The 19,100-nt window shown below is 71.7% G+C and carries 19 protein-coding genes; 18 read left to right on the top strand and 1 reads right to left on the bottom strand.

The window, feature by feature from the left end:
• Positions 1 to 63 precede the first annotated feature (63 nt).
• The 6 genes from NX794_RS25500 (at position 64) to nusB (ending at position 4,976) form a co-directional block, all read left to right on the top strand.
• The gene (locus NX794_RS25500) at positions 64 to 579 is read left to right on the top strand and encodes a shikimate kinase (protein ID WP_258781289.1); all 516 of its coding nucleotides are present in this window, start codon (positions 64 to 66) and stop codon (positions 577 to 579) included.
• Positions 576 to 1,670: a 3-dehydroquinate synthase gene (aroB, locus tag NX794_RS25495; protein WP_258781288.1), complete on the top strand. Its 1,095-nt coding sequence runs from the start codon at positions 576 to 578 to the stop codon at positions 1,668 to 1,670. Before NX794_RS25500 ends, aroB begins: the two co-directional genes overlap by 4 nt.
• 196 nt (positions 1,671 to 1,866) lie before the next feature.
• On the top strand, positions 1,867 to 2,742 hold the full coding sequence (locus NX794_RS25490) for an ATP-binding protein (RefSeq protein WP_258781287.1): 876 nt from the start codon (positions 1,867 to 1,869) through the stop codon (positions 2,740 to 2,742).
• A gap of 85 nt (positions 2,743 to 2,827) precedes the next feature.
• Entirely contained in the window at positions 2,828 to 3,934 is a 1,107-nt protein-coding gene (locus tag NX794_RS25485; protein WP_258781285.1) for an aminopeptidase P family protein, read from the top strand.
• Between the two features lie 44 nt (positions 3,935 to 3,978).
• Positions 3,979 to 4,545 carry an elongation factor P gene (gene efp, locus NX794_RS25480; RefSeq protein ID WP_037742222.1) on the top strand — a complete coding sequence of 189 codons (567 nt, stop codon included), beginning with the start codon at positions 3,979 to 3,981 and terminating at the stop codon, positions 4,543 to 4,545.
• A 2-nt stretch (positions 4,546 to 4,547) separates the two neighbouring features.
• Positions 4,548 to 4,976 (top strand): transcription antitermination factor NusB, encoded by a 429-nt coding sequence (gene nusB / locus NX794_RS25475; protein ID WP_258781281.1) that lies wholly within the window; start codon positions 4,548 to 4,550, stop codon positions 4,974 to 4,976.
• A gap of 383 nt (positions 4,977 to 5,359) precedes the next feature.
• On the opposite strand, the gene bldD is transcribed toward nusB, so the two are convergent.
• Complete coding sequence (bldD, locus tag NX794_RS25470) at positions 5,360 to 5,863, bottom strand: transcriptional regulator BldD (protein ID WP_020938842.1); 504 nt, start codon at positions 5,861 to 5,863, stop codon at positions 5,360 to 5,362.
• 251 nt (positions 5,864 to 6,114) lie between these two features.
• Between bldD and pyrR the strand changes: the two genes are divergently transcribed.
• From pyrR to coaBC, 12 genes are all read left to right on the top strand, one after another.
• On the top strand, positions 6,115 to 6,687 hold the full coding sequence (pyrR, locus tag NX794_RS25465; protein ID WP_258781278.1) for a bifunctional pyr operon transcriptional regulator/uracil phosphoribosyltransferase PyrR: 573 nt from the start codon (positions 6,115 to 6,117) through the stop codon (positions 6,685 to 6,687).
• A gap of 87 nt (positions 6,688 to 6,774) precedes the next feature.
• On the top strand, positions 6,775 to 7,755 hold the full coding sequence (locus tag NX794_RS25460) for an aspartate carbamoyltransferase catalytic subunit (RefSeq protein ID WP_258781277.1): 981 nt from the start codon (positions 6,775 to 6,777) through the stop codon (positions 7,753 to 7,755).
• A 5-nt stretch (positions 7,756 to 7,760) separates the two neighbouring features.
• Positions 7,761 to 9,047, top strand: a complete 1,287-nt coding sequence (locus NX794_RS25455; protein WP_258781276.1) for a dihydroorotase — start codon at positions 7,761 to 7,763, stop codon at positions 9,045 to 9,047.
• Positions 9,044 to 9,604, top strand: coding sequence for a PH-like domain-containing protein (locus NX794_RS25450; RefSeq protein ID WP_258781274.1), 561 nt, complete (start codon positions 9,044 to 9,046; stop codon positions 9,602 to 9,604). Before NX794_RS25455 ends, NX794_RS25450 begins: the two co-directional genes overlap by 4 nt.
• Entirely contained in the window at positions 9,601 to 10,743 is a 1,143-nt protein-coding gene (gene carA, locus NX794_RS25445) for a glutamine-hydrolyzing carbamoyl-phosphate synthase small subunit (RefSeq protein ID WP_258781273.1), read from the top strand. The genes NX794_RS25450 and carA overlap by 4 nt, the downstream gene beginning before the upstream one ends.
• Entirely contained in the window at positions 10,736 to 14,044 is a 3,309-nt protein-coding gene (gene carB, locus NX794_RS25440) for a carbamoyl-phosphate synthase large subunit (RefSeq protein WP_258781272.1), read from the top strand. Before carA ends, carB begins: the two co-directional genes overlap by 8 nt.
• Positions 14,045 to 14,095: 51 nt before the next feature.
• On the top strand, positions 14,096 to 15,202 hold the full coding sequence (locus tag NX794_RS25435) for a quinone-dependent dihydroorotate dehydrogenase (protein WP_258781271.1): 1,107 nt from the start codon (positions 14,096 to 14,098) through the stop codon (positions 15,200 to 15,202).
• Positions 15,199 to 16,044, top strand: coding sequence for an orotidine-5'-phosphate decarboxylase (gene pyrF, locus NX794_RS25430; RefSeq protein WP_258781269.1), 846 nt, complete (start codon positions 15,199 to 15,201; stop codon positions 16,042 to 16,044). Before NX794_RS25435 ends, pyrF begins: the two co-directional genes overlap by 4 nt.
• Positions 16,045 to 16,298: 254 nt before the next feature.
• Entirely contained in the window at positions 16,299 to 16,622 is a 324-nt protein-coding gene (locus tag NX794_RS25425) for an integration host factor (protein WP_003977346.1), read from the top strand.
• 60 nt (positions 16,623 to 16,682) lie between these two features.
• Positions 16,683 to 17,276, top strand: a complete 594-nt coding sequence (gene gmk, locus NX794_RS25420; RefSeq protein WP_258781266.1) for a guanylate kinase — start codon at positions 16,683 to 16,685, stop codon at positions 17,274 to 17,276.
• Positions 17,277 to 17,347: 71 nt separating this feature from the next.
• Positions 17,348 to 17,620: a DNA-directed RNA polymerase subunit omega gene (gene rpoZ, locus NX794_RS25415; RefSeq protein ID WP_005319902.1), complete on the top strand. Its 273-nt coding sequence runs from the start codon at positions 17,348 to 17,350 to the stop codon at positions 17,618 to 17,620.
• A 143-nt stretch (positions 17,621 to 17,763) separates the two neighbouring features.
• Entirely contained in the window at positions 17,764 to 18,969 is a 1,206-nt protein-coding gene (gene coaBC / locus NX794_RS25410) for a bifunctional phosphopantothenoylcysteine decarboxylase/phosphopantothenate--cysteine ligase CoaBC (protein WP_258781265.1), read from the top strand.
• The last annotated feature ends 131 nt before the right edge of the window (positions 18,970 to 19,100 follow it).

The raw sequence follows: 19,100 nt of genomic DNA, 5'->3' as shown, positions 1-19,100 counted from the left end.
CGGCGACAGCGTGGCCGAGACCTCCCGCAACGTGCGCGCGTACCTCGACCACCTGCACATCCGATGAGCGGGCCGCTACTCGTTCTGGTCGGCCCGATGGGCGTGGGCAAGTCCACCGTCGGCCGGCTGCTCGCGGAGCGGCTCGGGGTCGCCTACCGCGACACCGACGAGGACATCGTGGCCGCCGAGGGCCGCACCATCGCCGACATCTTCGTGGACGACGGCGAGCCCGCCTTCCGCGCGATCGAGAAGCGGGCGGTGCGCACCGCGCTCGCCGGGCACGGGGGCGTCCTCGCGCTCGGCGGCGGCGCCGTCCTGGACACGGACACCCGGGAACTGCTAGCCGCGCACCGGGTGGTCTACCTCTCGATGGACGTCGAGGAGGCGGTCCGGCGCACCGGTCTGAACGTGGCCCGTCCGCTGCTCGCGGTCAACCCGCGCAAGCAGTGGCGGGAACTGATGGAGGCGCGCCGGCACCTCTACGAGGAGGTCGCCACCGCCGTGGTGCCGACGGACGGCCGTTCCCCCGAAGAGGTCACCCGAGCAGCGCTGGACGCTTTGGAGTTGAAGGACGCATGAGCGAGGCAGCAGTCACCCGGATCCGGATCGCCGGCACCGCGGGCACCGAGCCCTACGAGGTGCTGGTCGGCCGGCAGCTCCTGGGCGACCTGGCCGGGCTGATCGGCCCGAAGGCCAAGCGGGTCGCGGTGATCCACCCCGAGGCCCTCGCGGAGACCGGCGAGGCGCTCCGTGCCGACCTGGCCGAGCAGGGCTTCGAGGCCGTCGCGATCCAGGTGCCGAACGCGGAGGAGGCCAAGACCGCCGAGGTCGCCGCCTACTGCTGGAAGGCGCTCGGGCAGTCCGGCTTCACCCGCACCGACGTCATCGTGGGCGTCGGCGGCGGCGCCACCACGGACCTCGCCGGGTTCGTGGCCGCGACCTGGCTGCGCGGGGTGCGCTGGATCGCCGTCCCGACCACCGTGCTCGCCATGGTGGACGCGGCGGTCGGCGGCAAGACCGGCATCAACACCGCCGAGGGCAAGAACCTGGTCGGCGCGTTCCACCCGCCGGCCGGGGTGCTGTGCGACCTCGCCGCGCTGGACTCGCTCCCGGTGCACGACTACGTGTCCGGGCTCGCCGAGGTCATCAAGGCCGGCTTCATCGCCGACTCGGCGATCCTCGACCTCATCGAGTCCGACCCGGGGGCCGCGCGGACCCCGGCGGGCCCGCACACCGCCGAGCTGATCGAGCGCTCGATCCGGGTCAAGGCCGAGGTCGTCTCCTCAGACCTGAAGGAGTCCGGCCTCCGGGAGATCCTCAACTACGGCCACACGCTCGGCCACGCCATCGAGAAGAACGAGCGCTACCAGTGGCGGCACGGTGCCGCGGTCGCGGTCGGCATGCACTTCGCCGCCGAACTGGGCCGTCTCGCGGGCCGGTTGGACGACGCCACGGCCGACCGGCACCGCACGGTCCTGGAGGCGGTGGGCCTGCCCCTGCACTACCGCCACGACCAGTGGCCCAAGCTGCTGGAGAACATGAGGGTCGACAAGAAGTCCCGCGGCGACCTGCTGCGCTTCATCGTCCTCGACGGCCTCGCCAAGCCGACCGTGCTGGAGGGCCCGGACCCGGCCGTGCTGCTGGCCGCCTACGGCGAAGTGGGCCAGTAGGCACCCGTCGGCCCGCCGCCCGATTCCTTTGCCGGACCGGGCACTTCGGACCGCCCCCGGTCGTTTCACCGAACGACGGCCGGGGGCGGTACCGTTCGGGCAGGGGTCCCTCCCTCGCCCCTTAGGCTGTGGGGGAGAGCGGGATCCGCACCCGCTCGCCGACGCCAGATGTGTGTACGAGACGGAGTGGCAACGGATGCAGCACGCAGGGGGGTCGCCGCTGCCGCCCCACCGGCAGGGGGCCGGACCGGACGCCGGCTGGACGGCGGCGCACCATCCCGGTGCCGCCACCGGGCCCGTACCGCCGCCGCACCCGGCCGCACCGGGCTTCCCGGCGCCGGCCGGTCCGGGGCCGTCCGGCGCCGTTCCGCCCGGTTCCGTGCCGCCGCCGTCGGTCGGGGGGCACCCCGGGGGCCGGCCGGCCCCCGATACCACCGGCCATGTACCGCTGCCACCCGGCGGTCCCGTCGGAGTCCCTCCGGCGCCGCCGGCCGCCGCCGTCCCGGACCCGGCGGCCACCACCCTGGCCGTCCTGCTGATCGGCCCCGCCGGCGCGGGGAAGACCAGCGTCGCCCAGTACTGGGCGGACCGCCGCCGGGTGCCCACGGCCCACATCAGCCTGGACGACGTGCGCGAATGGGTGCGCTCGGGCTTCGCCGACCCCCAGTCCGGCTGGAACGACAGCTCCGAGGCGCAGTACCGCCTGGCCCGCCGCACCTGCGGCTTCGCCGCGCGGAACTTCCTGGCCAACGGCATCTCCTGCATCCTGGACGACGCCGTCTTCCCGGACCGCCCGGTCGTGGGCCTCGGCGGCTGGAAGCGCCACGTCGGCCCCGGGCTGCTACCGGTCGTGCTGCTCCCGGGCCTCGACGTGGTCCTGGAGCGCAACGCCGAGCGCAGCGGCAACCGCCGCCTCACCGACGAGGAGGTGGCCCGCATCCACGGCCGCATGGCCGGCTGGTACGGCTCGGGCCTCCCGATCATCGACAACTCGGGGCTCGACGTCCCGGGCACGGCGCGCGTCCTGGACGAGGTCCTGGCCCGCGCGATGGCCAGCCCGCCGAGCTGGTAGCCGGAACCGGGCCGCCCCAGCCGCCCGATTCCCGCTCGGCCCCCTAAAAACGGCGCAAACCCCACAAAACTCCTACGCTCATCTCATGTCAGAGGTGTACGCGAACCGCCGATCCCGGCTGAGAGACCACGTGAACGCGGCCGGCACCGCGGCAGCGCTCGTCACCCGCCCCGCCAACGTGCGCTACCTCGCCGCCGCCGCCCCGCGGGGCTCCGTGCTGCTCCTCGGCGGACGCGAGGACCTCCTGGTGTGCGCCGGGCCGCCCGAGGAGCGCCCCTACGAGGGCCGCCCGGACGAGCACCTGCGGCTGCACGTCCTGCCCGCGCCCGGGGACGACCCCGCCGTCGTCGCGGCCGGCCTCGCCGCGGCCCAGGACGCCGACTCGCTCGCCGTCGAGGAACACCACCTCACCGTCAGCCGTCACCGGGCCCTGTCCGCCGCCGCGCCGGGGCTCCGGCTCGGCAACCTCGGCGGGGCCGTGGAACAGCTCAGGGTCGTCAAGGACGAGGAGGAGATCTCCTGCCTGCGCATCGGCGCGGAGATCGCCGACCAGGCCCTGGGCGAGCTGCTGGAGTCGATCCTGGTGGGCCGCACCGAGCGGCACCTCGCGCTGGAGCTGGAGCGGCGCCTGGTCGACCACGGCGCCGACGGGCCGGCCTTCCTCACCTCGGTGGCCACCGGACCGCACTCCGGGCGCCGCGGCCACCGCCCCACCGACCGGCGGGTGGAGGAGGGCGACTTCCTCTCCGTCTGCCTCGGCGCCACCTACCGGGGCTACCGCTGCGAGATCGGCCGTACCTTCGTCATCGGCACCTCGCCGGCCGACTGGCAGATCGAGCTGTACGAGCTGGTCTTCTCCGCCCAGCGGGCGGGCCGCGAGTCCCTGGCGCCCGGCACCGCCTGCCGGGACGTGGACCGGGTGGCACGCCAGGTGCTGGACTCCGCGGGCTATGCGGAAGCCCTGCCACCGCTGATCGGGCACGGGGTCGGACTCGAAATCGACGAGGACCCGCAGCTCGCCCCCGCGGCCATGGGTAAACTGGACGCTTGCGTGCCGGTCACCGTCGAACCGGGGGTCCACCTCCCGGGCCGGGGCGGTGTCCGGATCGATGACACGCTCGTCGTACGCCCCGAGGCGGACGGCGGACCCGAGCTACTCACCATCACGACCAAGGAGCTGCTCGCGCTGTAGCGCGTGACCCGGGGTCGTACGTCAGTCCAGGAGATTCCGCAACCGTGGCTTCCACGAACGACCTCAAGAACGGCCTGGTGCTCAAGCTCGAAGGCGGCCAGCTCTGGTCCGTCGTCGAGTTCCAGCACGTCAAGCCCGGCAAGGGCCCGGCATTCGTGCGCACCAAGCTCAAGAACGTGCTCTCCGGCAAGGTGGTCGACAAGACCTTCAACGCCGGTGTCAAGGTCGAGACGGCCACTGTCGACAAGCGCGACATGCAGTTCTCGTACATGGACGGCGAGTACTTCGTCTTCATGGACATGGAGACGTACGACCAGCTGATGGTCGACCGCAAGGCCGTCGGCGACGCCGCCAACTTCCTGATCGAGGGCTTCACCGCCACCGTCGCCCAGCACGAGGGCGAGGTGCTCTTCGTCGAGCTGCCGGCCGCCGTCGAGCTGGTCGTCCAGGAGACCGAGCCGGGCGTTCAGGGCGACCGCTCCACCGGTGGCACCAAGCCCGCCACCCTGGAGACCGGCCACCAGATCCAGGTCCCGCTCTTCATCACCACCGGTGAGAAGATCAAGGTCGACACCCGCACGAGCGACTACCTCGGCCGGGTGAACAGCTAACCGTGGCTGCCCGCAACACGGCCCGCAAGCGCGCCTTCCAGATCCTCTTCGAGGCCGACCAGCGCGACGCCGACGTCCTGACGGTCCTCGCCGACTGGGTCCGGCTCTCCCGGTCCGACACGCGGCAGCCGCCGGTCAGCGAGTACACGATGCAGCTGGTCGAGGGCTACGCCGAGCACGCCCGGCGCATCGACGAGCTGATCGCGCAGTACGCGGTGGGCTGGACGCTCGACCGGATGCCGGTGGTCGACCGCAACCTCCTGCGCCTGGGCGCGTACGAGCTGATCTGGGTGGACGAGACCCCGGACGCCGTCGTCCTGGACGAGATGGTGCAGCTGGCGAAGGAGTTCTCGACCGACGAGTCGCCCTCGTTCGTCAACGGCCTGCTGGGCCGCCTGAAGGAGCTGAAGCCCTCCCTGCGCAGGGCCTAGCCGGCCTCTTCGCAGGACGCCGAGAGGGGCGCTGGGGACTGTCCGTGCGGCGGCTGCGGGTATTCCGTGGTTGCTCGCGCAGTTCCTCGCGCCCCTTTGGCGTGCGCGCCCGGCGCTGGGACGTGGCCGGGGCGGGACGCGAGAGATGGCGCCGGGGTGGCCGGCAGGCGCCGAGAGGGGCGCTGGGAGACTGTCCGTGCGGCGGCTGCGGGTATGCCGTGGTCGCTCGCGCGGTTCCCGGTGCCCCCTTGGTGTGCCCGTGTGCCCCGGCACAAGGGAACAGCCTTGCCGCACGGGCGCATTCGTGAAAACGCCGCCGGGGTGGCCGGAACCGTCAAGTTCCGGCCACCCCGGCGGCACGTTTCTGCGGGGACGCTAGCGGCTCACGCGTCCTCGTGCGTGGCCACCGCGCGGCGCGCGTCCGCGTCCAGGACGCCCCAGCTGATCAGCTGCTCGGTGAGGACCGAGGGGGACTGGTCGTAGATGACGGCGAGTGTGCGCAGGTCGTCCTGGCGGATCGAGAGCACCTTGCCGTTGTAGTCCCCGCGCTGGGACTGGATGGTCGCCGCGTAGCGCTGGAGGGGGCCCGCCTTCTCGGCCGGCACCGTGGCCAGCCGCTCCAGGTCCAGGACCAGCTTCGGCGGCGGCTCGGCGGCGCCGCCCGGCGTGGTGCCCGGCAGCAGCTCCTGCACGGGGACGCCATAGAAATCGGCCAGCTCGGCAAGACGCTGCACGGTCACGGCACGGTCGCCGCGCTCGTACGAACCCACCACCACGGCCTTCCAGCGACCCTGGGACTTCTCCTCGACACCGTGGAGGGAAAGGCCCTGCTGGGTGCGGATGGCACGGAGCTTGGCCCCGAGCTGTTTGGCGTATTCGCTGGACATATAGCTCCCCGGACACTGTGTCGACGCGGTCGGCTGTCTTCCCGCCGCGCGGCTGGTAACTCACTGTGAGGTTACGCAGCGTGACTCTTCTGCGTCAAGCCGAATGGTCCACCCCGACGCTTCCGTGGTAGTGACGGCGCACTAGGCCAAGGGGGTGAACCGCCCCCGCCGGCGACCTGCTACCGTGGATGGCGCAATTCCGACGTCCTTTAAGGTCCGTCCCGTGAGGCGGAGAAGGAGGTCCAGTTTCCATGGACACGCACGCCAACACCCAGGCGACCGATGCCCGGCCCGTTCTTGAGGGCCCCGACATCGCGCGGGTGCTGACCCGCATCGCCCACGAGATCGTCGAACGCGCCAAGGGCGCCGACGACGTGGTGCTCCTCGGCATTCCGACCCGGGGCGTCTTCCTCGCCCAGCGGCTCGCCGCCAAGCTGGAGCAGATCACCGACCGCCGGATCCCGGTCGGCTCCCTCGACATCACGATGTACCGCGACGACCTGCGCATGCACCCGCCGCGCGCGCTGGCCCGCACCGAGATCCCCGGTGACGGCATCGACGGCAGGCTCGTCGTCCTCGTGGACGACGTGCTCTTCTCCGGCCGCACCATCCGCGCCGCCCTCGACGCCCTGAACGACATCGGGCGCCCGCGCGCGGTGCAGCTCGCGGTCCTGGTCGACCGCGGCCACCGCGAACTGCCCATCCGCGCCGACTACGTCGGCAAGAACCTCCCCACGTCGCTGCGGGAGACGGTCAAGGTCCAGCTCGCCGAGGAGGACGGTCGCGACACCGTGCTGCTCGGCGCGAAGCCGGCCGACCAGTAGCGCATCCGGGGCAAGGGCCGCTCAGGCGTGCCCGGATGTGCCCCGGTTCGCCCCGAACCTCCCGAACTGCCTTACGGAGCCTGACAGATGCAGCGTCATCTCATCTCGGCCGCCGACCTCACCCGCGACGACGCCGTCCTGATCCTCGACACCGCGGAGGAGATGGCCCGGGTCGCCGACCGGCCGATCAAGAAGCTGCCGACCCTGCGCGGCCGCACCATCGTGAACCTCTTCTTCGAGGACTCCACCCGCACCCGGATCTCCTTCGAGGCCGCCGAGAAGCGGCTGTCGGCGGACGTCATCAACTTCTCCGCCAAGGGGTCGAGCGTCTCCAAGGGCGAGTCCCTGAAGGACACCGCCCAGACCCTGGAGGCGATGGGCGTCGACGCCGTCGTCATCCGGCACGGCGCCTCCGGGGCCCCCTACCGCCTGGCCAACTCCGGCTGGATCGACGCGGCCGTCGTCAACGCCGGCGACGGCACCCACCAGCACCCCACCCAGGCCCTGCTGGACGCGTTCACCATGCGCCGCCGGCTGACCGGCCGGGACGCCGGACTCGGCCAGGACCTCGCCGGCCGCCGGATCACCATCGTCGGCGACGTCCTGCACAGCCGGGTCGCCCGCTCCAACGTCGACCTGCTGCACACCCTGGGCGCCGAGGTCACCCTGGTCGCCCCGCCCACCCTGGTCCCGGTCGGAGTCGAGAACTGGCCCTGCGAGGTGTCGTACGACCTCGACAGCACCCTGTCCAAGTCCGACGCCGTGATGATGCTGCGCGTCCAGCGGGAGCGGATGAACGCCGCCTTCTTCCCGACCGAGCGCGAGTACTCCCGCCGCTACGGCCTGGACGGCGACCGCATGGCCAGGCTGCCCGAGCACGCCATCGTGATGCACCCCGGCCCGATGGTGCGCGGCATGGAGATCACCGCCGAGGTCGCCGACTCCGGCCGCTGCACCGCGATCGAGCAGGTCGCCAACGGCGTGTCCATCCGGATGGCCGTCCTGTACCTGCTGCTCGGCGGCAACGAACCCGCCGTCACCCGCCCCACCGGTTCCGAGGAGAAGTAACCAGCATGAGCAAGATCCTGATCCGTGGTGCCAAGGTGCTCGGCGGGGAGCCGCAGGACGTCCTGATCGACGGCGAGACCATCGCCGAGGTGGGCACCGGGCTGTCCGCCGACGGCGCCGAGGTCGTCGAGGCCGAGGGCCGGGTGCTGCTGCCGGGCCTGGTCGACCTGCACACCCACCTGCGCGAGCCGGGCCGCGAGGACTCCGAGACCGTCCTCACCGGCACCCGCGCCGCCGCCACCGGCGGCTTCACCGCCGTCTTCGCCATGGCCAACACCTTCCCGGTCGCCGACACCGCCGGCGTGGTCGAGCAGGTCTGGCGGCTCGGCCGCGAGCACGGCTACTGCGATGTGCGGCCCATCGGCGCCGTCACCGTCGGGCTGGAGGGCAAGAAGCTCGCCGAGCTGGGCGCCATGCACGAGTCCGCCGCCGGCGTCACCGTCTTCTCCGACGACGGCAAGTGCGTGGACGACGCCGTGATCATGCGCCGCGCCCTGGAGTACGTGAAGGCCTTCGGCGGCGTCGTCGCCCAGCACGCGCAGGAGCCCCGGCTGACCGAGGGCGCCCAGATGAACGAGGGCGTCGTCTCCGCCGAGCTGGGCCTGGGCGGCTGGCCGGCCGTCGCCGAGGAGTCGGTCATCGCGCGGGACGTGCTGCTCGCCGAGCACGTCGGCTCCCGCGTCCACATCTGCCACCTGTCGACCGCCGGCTCCGTCGAGATCGTCCGCTGGGCCAAGTCCCGCGGCATCGACGTCACCGCCGAGGTCACCCCGCACCACCTGCTCCTCACCGACGAGCTGGTGCGCACCTACAACCCGGTCTACAAGGTCAACCCGCCGCTGCGCACCGAGCGCGACGTCATGGCCCTGCGCGAGGCGCTGGCCGACGGCACGATCGACATCGTCGCCACCGACCACGCCCCGCACCCGCACGAGGACAAGGACTGCGAGTGGGCCGCGGCGGCCATGGGCATGGTCGGCCTGGAGACCGCGCTGTCGGTGGTCCAGGAGACCATGGTCGAGACGGGCCTGCTGGACTGGGCCGGAGTCGCCGACCGGATGTCCGCCGCGCCCGCGCGCATCGGACAGGCCGCCGGACACGGCCGCCCCGTCTCGGCCGGTGAGCCCGCCAACCTCACCCTCCTCGACACGGCATACCGTGGCCCGGTGGACCCCGCGGGCTTCGCCTCGCGCAGCCGCAACACGCCCTACGCGGGGCGTGAGCTGCCGGGCCGGGTGACGCACACCTGGCTGCGGGGCAAGGCCACGCTCGTCGACGGGAAGCTCACGTGACATCTGTAATCCTGCTGGCCGAGGCCGAGAAGTCGGCCGAGGTCACCGACTGGGGAGCCCGCGTCGGCTGGCTCGTCGGACTCCTCCTCTTCGTCGCGCTCGTCTACTGGCTGATGCGCGAGGGCTGGAAGTGGCGCGGCACGCTCCAGGGCGACCTGCCCGCGCTGCCCGACGCGCCGCAGGAGACCGGTCCGGCGAGACTGAGGCTGAGCGGCCGCTACCACGGCTCCACCACCGCCGGGCAGTGGCTGGACCGCATCGTGGCCCACGGCCTGGGCACCCGCAGCCGGGCCGAGCTGACCCTGACGGACGACGGTCTGGAGGTCGAACGCCCCGGAGCCACCGACTTCTTCGTCCCCGCCGCCGCGCTGCGCGGCGCCCGGCTCGACAAGGGCATCGCCGGCAAGGTCCTCACCGAGGGCGGCCTGCTCGTGGTGACCTGGGCCCTCGGCGACAAGCTGATCGACTCCGGCTTCCGCTCCGACCGCTCCGCCGAGCACGCCGAGTGGGTCGACACCCTGAACCAGATGACCAACGACACGGAAGGCGCACGATGACGACCTCCACCAGGGGAGCCGCGAAGACTCCCGCCGTACTCGTCCTGGAGGACGGCCGCGTCTTCCGCGGCCGTGCCTACGGGGCCGTGGGGGAGACCTTCGGCGAGGCCGTGTTCTCCACCGGCATGACCGGCTACCAGGAGACCCTGACCGACCCGTCGTACGACCGCCAGATCGTCGTCGCGACCGCCCCGCAGATCGGCAACACCGGCTGGAACGACGAGGACGACGAGTCCGGGCGGATCTGGGTCTCCGGCTATGTCGTGCGCGACCCCGCGCGCGTGCCGTCCAACTGGCGGGCCAAGCGCTCCCTGGACGACGAGCTGGAGCGGCAGGGTGTCGTCGGCATCTCCGGCGTCGACACCCGCGCCCTCACCCGCCACCTGCGCGAGCGCGGCTCGATGCGTGCCGGCGTCTTCTCCGGCGAGGCCGTCGCCCCCGACGCCGAGCTGCTGGAGCGCGTCAAGGCCCAGCCGCACATGAAGGGCGCGAGCCTCTACGAGGAGGTCGCGACGAAGGAGGCGTACGTCGTCCCCGCGGTCGGCGAGAAGCGCTTCACCGTCGCCGCGATCGACCTCGGCATCAAGGGCATGACCCCGCACCGGATGGCCGAGCGCGGCATCGAGGTGCACGTGCTGCCCGCCACCGCCACCGCCGACGAGGTCTACGCCGTCGAGCCCGACGGCGTGTTCTTCTCCAACGGCCCCGGCGACCCCGCCACCGCCGACGGCCCGGTCGCGCTGATGAGCGCCGTCCTGGAGCGGAAGACCCCGCTGTTCGGCATCTGCTTCGGCAACCAGATCCTCGGCCGCGCCCTCGGCTTCGGCACCTACAAGCTGAAGTACGGCCACCGGGGCATCAACCAGCCGGTCCAGGACCGTACGACCGGCAAGGTCGAGGTCACCGCGCACAACCACGGCTTCGCCGTCGACGCGCCGCTCGACAAGGTCAGCGAGACGACGTACGGCCGCGCCGAGGTCTCGCACGTCTGCCTCAACGACGACGTCGTGGAGGGGCTCCAGCTGCTCGACCAGCCCGCCTTCTCCGTCCAGTACCACCCCGAGGCGGCGGCCGGTCCGCACGACGCCGCCTACCTGTTCGACCGCTTCGTCTCCCTGATGGAGGGCCAGCGTGCCTAAGCGCACCGATATCCAGTCCGTCCTGGTCATCGGCTCCGGCCCGATCGTCATCGGTCAGGCCGCCGAGTTCGACTACTCCGGCACCCAGGCGTGCCGCGTGCTCAAGGCCGAGGGCCTGCGCGTCGTCCTGGTGAACTCCAACCCCGCGACGATCATGACCGACCCGGAGATCGCCGACGCCACCTACGTCGAGCCGATCACCCCCGAGTTCGTCGAGAAGATCATCGCCAAGGAGCGCCCCGACGCCCTGCTGCCCACCCTGGGCGGCCAGACGGCCCTGAACACCGCCATCTCGCTGCACGAGAACGGCGTCCTGGCCAAGTACGGCGTCGAGCTGATCGGCGCCAAGCCCGAGGCCATCCACAAGGGCGAGGACCGCGACCAGTTCAAGGGCGTCGTGGCGGAGGTCCGGCGCAAGATCGGGCACGGCGAGTCCGCCCGCTCGGTCATCTGCCACACCATGGACGACGTCCTCCAGGGCGTCGAGACCCTCGGCGGCTACCCGGTCGTCGTCCGCCCCTCCTTCACCATGGGCGGCGCCGGCTCCGGCTTCGCGCACGACGAGGAGGAGCTGCGCCGCATCGCCGGCCAGGGCCTCACGCTCTCCCCGACCACCGAGGTCCTCCTGGAGGAGTCCATCCTCGGCTGGAAGGAGTACGAACTGGAGCTGATGCGCGACAAGAACGACAACGTCGTGGTCGTCTGCTCCATCGAGAACTTCGACCCGATGGGCGTGCACACCGGCGACTCCATCACCGTCGCCCCGTCGATGACGCTGACCGACCGCGAGTACCAGATCCTGCGGGACGTCGGCATCGCCGTGATCCGCGAGGTCGGCGTCGACACCGGCGGCTGCAACATCCAGTTCGCGGTCAACCCCGAGGACGGCCGGATCATCGTCATCGAGATGAACCCGCGCGTCTCGCGGTCCTCCGCGCTCGCCTCCAAGGCGACCGGCTTCCCGATCGCCAAGATCGCCGCCAAGCTGGCCGTCGGCTACACGCTGGACGAGATCCCGAACGACATCACCCAGGAGACCCCGGCCTCCTTCGAGCCCACGCTCGACTACGTGGTCGTCAAGGCCCCCCGCTTCGCCTTCGAGAAGTTCCCGCAGGCCGACTCCACGCTGACCACCACCATGAAGTCGGTCGGCGAGGCCATGGCCATCGGCCGCAACTTCCCCGAGGCCTTCCAGAAGGCGCTGCGCTCGCTGGAGAAGAAGGGCAGCCAGTTCGCCTTCACCGGCCCCACCGGCGACAAGGAGGCCCTGCTGCGCGAGGCCGTCCGGCCCACCGACGGCCGGATCAACACGGTCATGCGGGCCATCCGCGCCGGCGCCACGCCCGAGGAGGTCTTCGCGTACACGAAGATCGACCCGTGGTTCGTGGACCAGCTCTTCCTGATCAAGGAGGTCGCGGACGAGCTGGCCGAGGCGCCCGAGCTGACCGCCGGGCTGCTCGCCGAGGCCAAGCGGCACGGCTTCTCCGACCAGCAGATCGCCGAGATCCGCGGCCTGCGCGAGGACGTCGTCCGCGAGGTCCGGCACGCCCTCGGCATCCGCCCGGTCTACAAGACGGTCGACACCTGCGCCGCCGAGTTCGCCGCCAGGACGCCGTACTTCTACTCCTCCTACGACGAGGAGACCGAGGTCGCGCCGCGCGAGAAGCCCGCCGTGATCATCCTCGGCTCGGGCCCGAACCGCATCGGCCAGGGCATCGAGTTCGACTACTCCTGCGTGCACGCCTCCTTCGCGCTGTCCGACGCCGGGTACGAGACCGTGATGGTCAACTGCAACCCGGAGACCGTCTCCACCGACTACGACACCTCCGACCGGCTGTACTTCGAGCCGCTCACCCTGGAGGACGTACTGGAGATCGTGCACGCCGAGCAGCAGGCCGGACCGGTCGCGGGCGTCATCGTCCAGCTCGGCGGCCAGACCCCGCTCGGCCTCTCGCAGGCCCTGAAGGACAACGGCGTACCGGTCGTCGGCACCTCCCCGGAGGCGATCCACGCCGCCGAGGACCGCGGCGCCTTCGGCCGGGTGCTCGCCGAGGCGGGCCTGCCGGCCCCCAAGCACGGCACCGCCACCACCTTCGAGCAGGCCAAGGCCATCGCCGACGAGATCGGCTACCCGGTCCTGGTCCGCCCCTCGTACGTGCTCGGCGGACGCGGCATGGAGATCGTCTACGACGAGACCCGCCTCGCGTCCTACATCGCCGAGTCCACCGAGATCGGCCCCTCCCGGCCGGTGCTGGTCGACCGGTTCCTGGACGACGCCATCGAGATCGACGTCGACGCCCTGTACGACGGCGAGGAGCTGTACCTCGGCGGCGTCATGGAGCACATCGAGGAGGCCGGCATCCACTCCGGCGACTCGGCGTGCGCCCTGCCCCCGATCACCCTCGGCGGCTTCGACGTCAAGCGGCTGCGCGCCTCCACCGAGGCCATCGCCAAGGGCGTCGGCGTCCGCGGCCTGATCAACATCCAGTTCGCGATGGCCGGCGACATCCTCTACGTCCTGGAGGCCAACCCGCGCGCCTCCCGCACCGTCCCCTTCACCTCCAAGGCGACCGCCGTACCGCTCGCCAAGGCCGCCGCCCGCATCTCGCTGGGCGCGACCGTCGCCGAACTGCGCGCCGAGGGACTGCTGCCGAAGCACGGCGACGGCGGCGAACTGCCGCTGGACGCGCCGATCTCCGTCAAGGAGGCCGTCATGCCCTGGTCCCGCTTCCGCGACATCCAGGGCCGCGGCGTGGACACGATCCTCGGCCCGGAGATGCGCTCCACCGGCGAGGTCATGGGCATCGACTCGGTCTTCGGCACGGCCTACGCCAAGTCCCAGGCGGGCGCCTACGGCCCGCTGCCCACCAAGGGCCGCGCGTTCATCTCGGTCGCCAACCGGGACAAGCGCTCGATGATCTTCCCGGCCCGTGAGCTGGTCGCCCACGGCTTCGAGCTGATGGCCACCTCCGGCACCGCGGAGGTCCTCAAGCGCAACGGCATCAACGCCACCGTCGTGCGCAAGCAGTCCGAGGGCACCGGTCCGAACGGCGAGAAGACCATCGTCCAGCTCATCCACGACGGCGAGGTCGACCTCATCGTCAACACCCCGTACGGCACCGGTGGCCGCCTCGACGGCTACGACATCCGCACGGCGGCCGTCGCCCGGTCCGTCCCGTGCCTGACCACCGTGCAGGCGCTCGCCGCGGCCGTCCAGGGCATCGACGCCCTCACCCACGGCGACGTGGGCGTCCGCTCCCTCCAGGAACACGCGGAACACCTGACCGCCGCCCGCGACTAGCAGCCCCGAGGGGGACACCGGAAACGGTGTCCCCCTCGTCATGAGGACACCATGTACAAAGCCTTCTTCACCCTCGTCTTCCAGCGGATGGACCCGGAGCGCGCCCACCACCTCGCCTTCCGCTGGATCCGGCTCGCCGTCCGCGTCCCCGTGCTGCGCACCTTCCTCGCCGCCGCGCTCGCGCCCCGGTACGAGGAACTGCGCACCGAGGCGTTCGGCCTGCGGATGCACGGCCCCTTCGGGCTCGCCGCCGGCTTCGACAAGAACGCCGTGGCGATCGACGGCATGTCGATGCTCGGCTTCGACCACGTCGAGATCGGCACCGTCACCGGCGAGCCGCAGTCCGGAAACCCGCGGAAGCGGCTGTTCCGGCTCGTCGCCGACCGCGCGCTGATCAACCGCATGGGCTTCAACAACGACGGCTCGCTGACCGTCGCCGCCCGGCTCGCGACCCGCGAACCCGTCTTCCGCACGGTCGTGGGCGTCAACATCGGCAAGACCAAGGTCGTCCCCGAGGAGGAGGCCGTCGGCGACTACGTGAAGTCCGCCGAGCGTCTCGCGCCGTACGCCGACTACCTGGTCGTCAACGTCTCCTCGCCGAACACGCCGGGCCTGCGCAACCTCCAGGCCACCGAGGCGCTGCGCCCGCTGCTGACCGCCGTGCGCGCGGCCGCCGACCGCACCGTGCCCGGCCGGCACGTCCCGCTGCTGGTGAAGATCGCCCCCGACCTCGCCGACGAGGACGTGGACGCCGTCGCCGACCTGGCCGTCGAACTCGGCCTGGACGGCATCATCGCCACCAACACCACCATCGCCCGCGAGGGCCTCGGCCTGCGCTCGGCGCCCGCGCTGGTGAAGGAGGCCGGCGGGCTGTCCGGGGCGCCCCTGAAGGAGCGCTCCCTGGCGGTCCTGCGCCGTCTGTACGCGCGCGTGGGCGACCGGATCACCCTGGTCGGGGTCGGCGGCATCGAGACCGCCGAGGACGCCTGGACGCGCATCCTGGCCGGCGCCACGCTGGTCCAGGGGTACAGCGCCTTCATCTACGAGGGGCCCTTCTGGTCCCGCGCGATCCACCAGGGCCTCGCCGCGCGGCTGCGCACCAGCCCGTACGCCACCCTCGCCGACGCGGTCGGCGCCGATGTGAGGAAGACCGCATGACCGTTCTCGAACCCTTCGGCGCCCGCCTGCGCACCGCGATGGACGAGCGCGGCCCGCTGTGCGTCGGCATCGACCCGCACGCCTCCCTGCTCGCCCAGTGGGGCCTGAACGACGACGTGGCCGGCCTGGAGCGGTTCAGCCGCACGGTGGTCGAGGCGGTGGCCGACCGGGTCGCCGTCATGAAGCCGCAGAGCGCCTTCTTCGAACGCTTCGGCTCGCGCGGGATCGCCGTCCTGGAGGACGTGGTCCGTCAGGCGCGCGCGGCCGGCACGCTCGTCGTGATGGACGCCAAGCGCGGCGACATCGGCTCGACCATGGCCGGGTATGCCGAGGCCTACCTGCACAAAGACGCCCCGCTGTTCTCCGACGCCCTCACCGTCTCGCCCTACCTCGGCTACGGCTCGCTCAGCCCGGCCGTGGCGCTGGCCCGGGAGAGCGGCGCCGGGCTGTTCGTGCTGGCCCTGACCTCGAACCCGGAGGGCCCCGAGGTGCAGCACGCGGTCCGTGCCGACGGGCGCGGCGTGGGCGCGACCATGCTCGCCCACCTCGCGGCCGAGAACGCGGGAGAGGAACCGCTGGGCTCCTTCGGCGCGGTGGTCGGCGCCACGGTGGGCGACCTGTCCTCGTACGACCTCGACATCAACGGCCCGCTTCTCGCGCCCGGCGTCGGCGCGCAGGGGGCGACCCCGGCCGACCTTCCCCGGGTCTTCGGGGCGGCGGTGCGCAACGTCGTGCCGAACGTCAGCCGGGGCGTGCTGCGGCACGGTCCCGACGTCTCCGCCCTGCGCACGGCCACGGAGCGCCTCGCGGCGGAGATCCGGAACGCCGTCGGCGCCTCCTGAGTCCCTCGCCGGACGGCGGGGCGGCGGCTTGAGAGTGAATACATCCTCAAATCGAGGGCATTATGTCTCAAATGTCCGTCCTGGCGGAGGCTGACCAGGACTTTTCCGCTGTTCTCGCTGACTCCGGCGGACTTGCCCGCTAGTCTCCGAGCAGAGAACGGGCGAAGCGTGTTGCTCGTGCCTCCCCTGGTGTGGGGCGACTAGGTTCCTCACCGGTCCGTATCCGACAGTTCGACATCCGAGGTGACGTAGGCGTGGCTCTTCCGCCCCTTACCCCTGAACAGCGCGCAGCCGCGCTCGAAAAGGCCGCCGCGGCTCGCCGGGAGCGGGCCGAGGTCAAGAATCGACTCAAGCACTCCGGCGCCTCCCTGCACGAGGTCATCAAGCAGGGTCAGGAGAACGACGTCATCGGCAAGATGAAGGTCTCCGCGCTGCTTGAGTCCCTGCCGGGCGTGGGCAAGGTCCGCGCCAAGCAGATCATGGAGCGTCTGGGCATCTCCGAGAGCCGCCGCGTGCGCGGTCTCGGTTCCAACCAGATCGCTTCCCTGGAGCGTGAGTTCGGCAGCACCGGCTCCTGAGTCCGGCCGCGGCCGGACCGGGAGTCCCGGGCATACCGGGATTGCTGGAATAATCGCTGCATGGCTGCAACATTCCGGGGGACGACCCCCGAGCCCCCGGACGTACGTCCGCGGCTGACCGTGCTCTCCGGCCCCTCGGGGGTCGGCAAGAGCACGGTCGTCGCCCATATGCGCAAGGAACACCCCGAGGTGTGGCTCTCGGTGTCGGCGACGACCCGCAAGCCCCGCCCCGGTGAGCAGCACGGCGTCCACTACTTCTTCGTCACCGACGACGAGATGGACAAGCTGATCGCCAACGGCGAGCTGCTGGAGTGGGCGGAGTTCGCCGGCAACCGGTACGGCACGCCCCGCGCGGCCGTGCTGGAGCGGCTGGAGAACGGCGAGCCCGTGCTGCTGGAGATCGACCTCCAGGGCGCCCGCCAGGTCCGCGAGTCCATGGCCGACGCCCAGCTGGTGTTCCTGGCTCCGCCCTCCTGGGAGGAGCTGGTGCGCAGGCTGACCGGCCGGGGTACCGAGCCGCCCGAGGTCATCGAGCGCCGCCTGGACGCGGCGCGGACCGAGCTGGCGGCCGAGCCGGAGTTCGACGTGACCCTGGTCAACACCTCCGTCAAGGACGTGGCCGCCGAGCTGCTAGCCTTGATGGACGTGGTGTGATCGTGACCGCCGCACCCCGTGCGCGAGCCGGCCGCACCACTGAATCTTTCCCCTCCATCGGAAGGTAGAGCGTGTCCTCTTCCATCACCGCGCCCGAGGGCATCATCAACCCGCCGATCGACGAGTTGCTTGAGGCCACCGACTCGAAGTACAGCCTCGTGATCTACGCGGCCAAGCGTGCCCGCCAGATCAACGCGTACTACTCGCAGCTCGGCGAGGGCCTCCTTGAGTACGTCGGTCCGCTCGTCGACACCCACGTCCACGAGAAGCCGCTCTCGATCGCCCTGCGCGAGATCAACGCCGGCCTGCTGACCTCCGAGGCCATCGAGGGTCCGGCGCAGTAGTCCCGCGGTCGGATGTTCTGATCGTCAGTCGCGTTATCCACAGGCCCGGCAGTCACGCTGCCGGGCCTGTGGTGTGTGATGGTCCCGTACGCAGCGTTGTGCGCGGCCTCGTACGTGCCGAGCCGGGGAGAGATGGCGGAGAGATGGCGGACAAGCCGAGGGTTGTTCTGGGGGTCAGCGGCGGGATCGCCGCCTACAAGGCCTGTGAGCTGCTGAGAAGGTTCACCGAGTCCGGTCACGACGTCCGCGTGGTGCCCACCGCCTCCGCGCTGCACTTCGTCGGCGCCGCCACCTGGTCCGCGCTGTCCGGCAACCCCGTCTCCACCGAGGTCTGGTCCGACGTGCACGAGGTGCCGCACGTCCGCATCGGCCAGCACGCCGACCTGGTCGTGGTGGCCCCGGCCACCGCCGACATGCTCGCCAAGGCCGCCCACGGCCTCGCCGACGACCTGCTCACCAACACCCTGCTGACCGCGCGCTGTCCCGTCGTCTTCGCGCCCGCCATGCACACCGAGATGTGGGAGCACCCGGCCACCCGGGAGAACGTGGCCACGCTGCGCCGCCGGGGCGCGGTCGTGATCGAGCCCGCCGTCGGCCGCCTCACCGGCGTCGACACCGGCAAGGGCCGGCTGCCGGAGCCGGGGGAGATCTTCGAGGTCTGCCGCCGGGTGCTGGCCCGCGGCACCGCCGAGCCCGACCTGCGCGGACGCCATGTCGTCGTCTCGGCCGGCGGCACCCGCGAGCCGCTCGACCCGGTCCGCTTCCTCGGCAACCGCTCCTCCGGCAAGCAGGGCTATGCCCTGGCCCGCACCGCCGCCGCCCGTGGCGCCCGCGTCACGCTGCTCGCGGCCAACGCCGGCCTGCCCGACCCGGCCGGCGTCGACGTCGTCCACGTCGGCACGGCCGTCCAGCTGCGCGAGGCCGTGCTGAAGGCCGCCGCCGACGCCGACGCGGTGGTCATGGCCGCCGCCGTCGCCGACTTCCGCCCCGCCGTCTATGCGACCGGGAAGATCAAGAAGAAGGACGGCCACGAACCCGACCCGGTCGCCCTGGTGCGCAATCCGGACATCCTCGCGGAGATCTCCGCCGACCGGGCCCGCCCCGGACAGGTGGTCGTCGGCTTCGCCGCCGAGACCGACGACGTCCTCGCCAACGGCCGCGCCAAGCTCGCCCGCAAGGGCTGTGACCTCCTCGTGGTCAACGAGGTCGGGGAGCGCAAGACCTTCGGCTCCGAGCAGAACGAGGCGGTCGTGCTGGGCGCGGACGGCAGCGAGACCCCGGTGCCGTACGGCCCGAAGGAAGCGCTCGCCGACACCGTCTGGGACCTCGTCCTGCGGCGTCTGGGCTAACGGCCGGGCGGGCGTTCGGGGGAACTTGAGCCGGCCTCGCGCCGCGCCGGAACATGCCGCGGTGCCTCTGGCCAAGGCCACGGGCATTGTGCAGAATGCCCGTGCCGCAGGTCACAGCGCTCCCGAGAGGC

It is taken from the genome of Streptomyces pyxinicus (assembly GCF_024753135.1).
Classification (GTDB): Bacteria; Actinomycetota; Actinomycetes; order Streptomycetales; family Streptomycetaceae; genus Streptomyces; species Streptomyces pyxinicus.
This window is presented reverse-complemented; position numbering and strand designations above follow the sequence as displayed.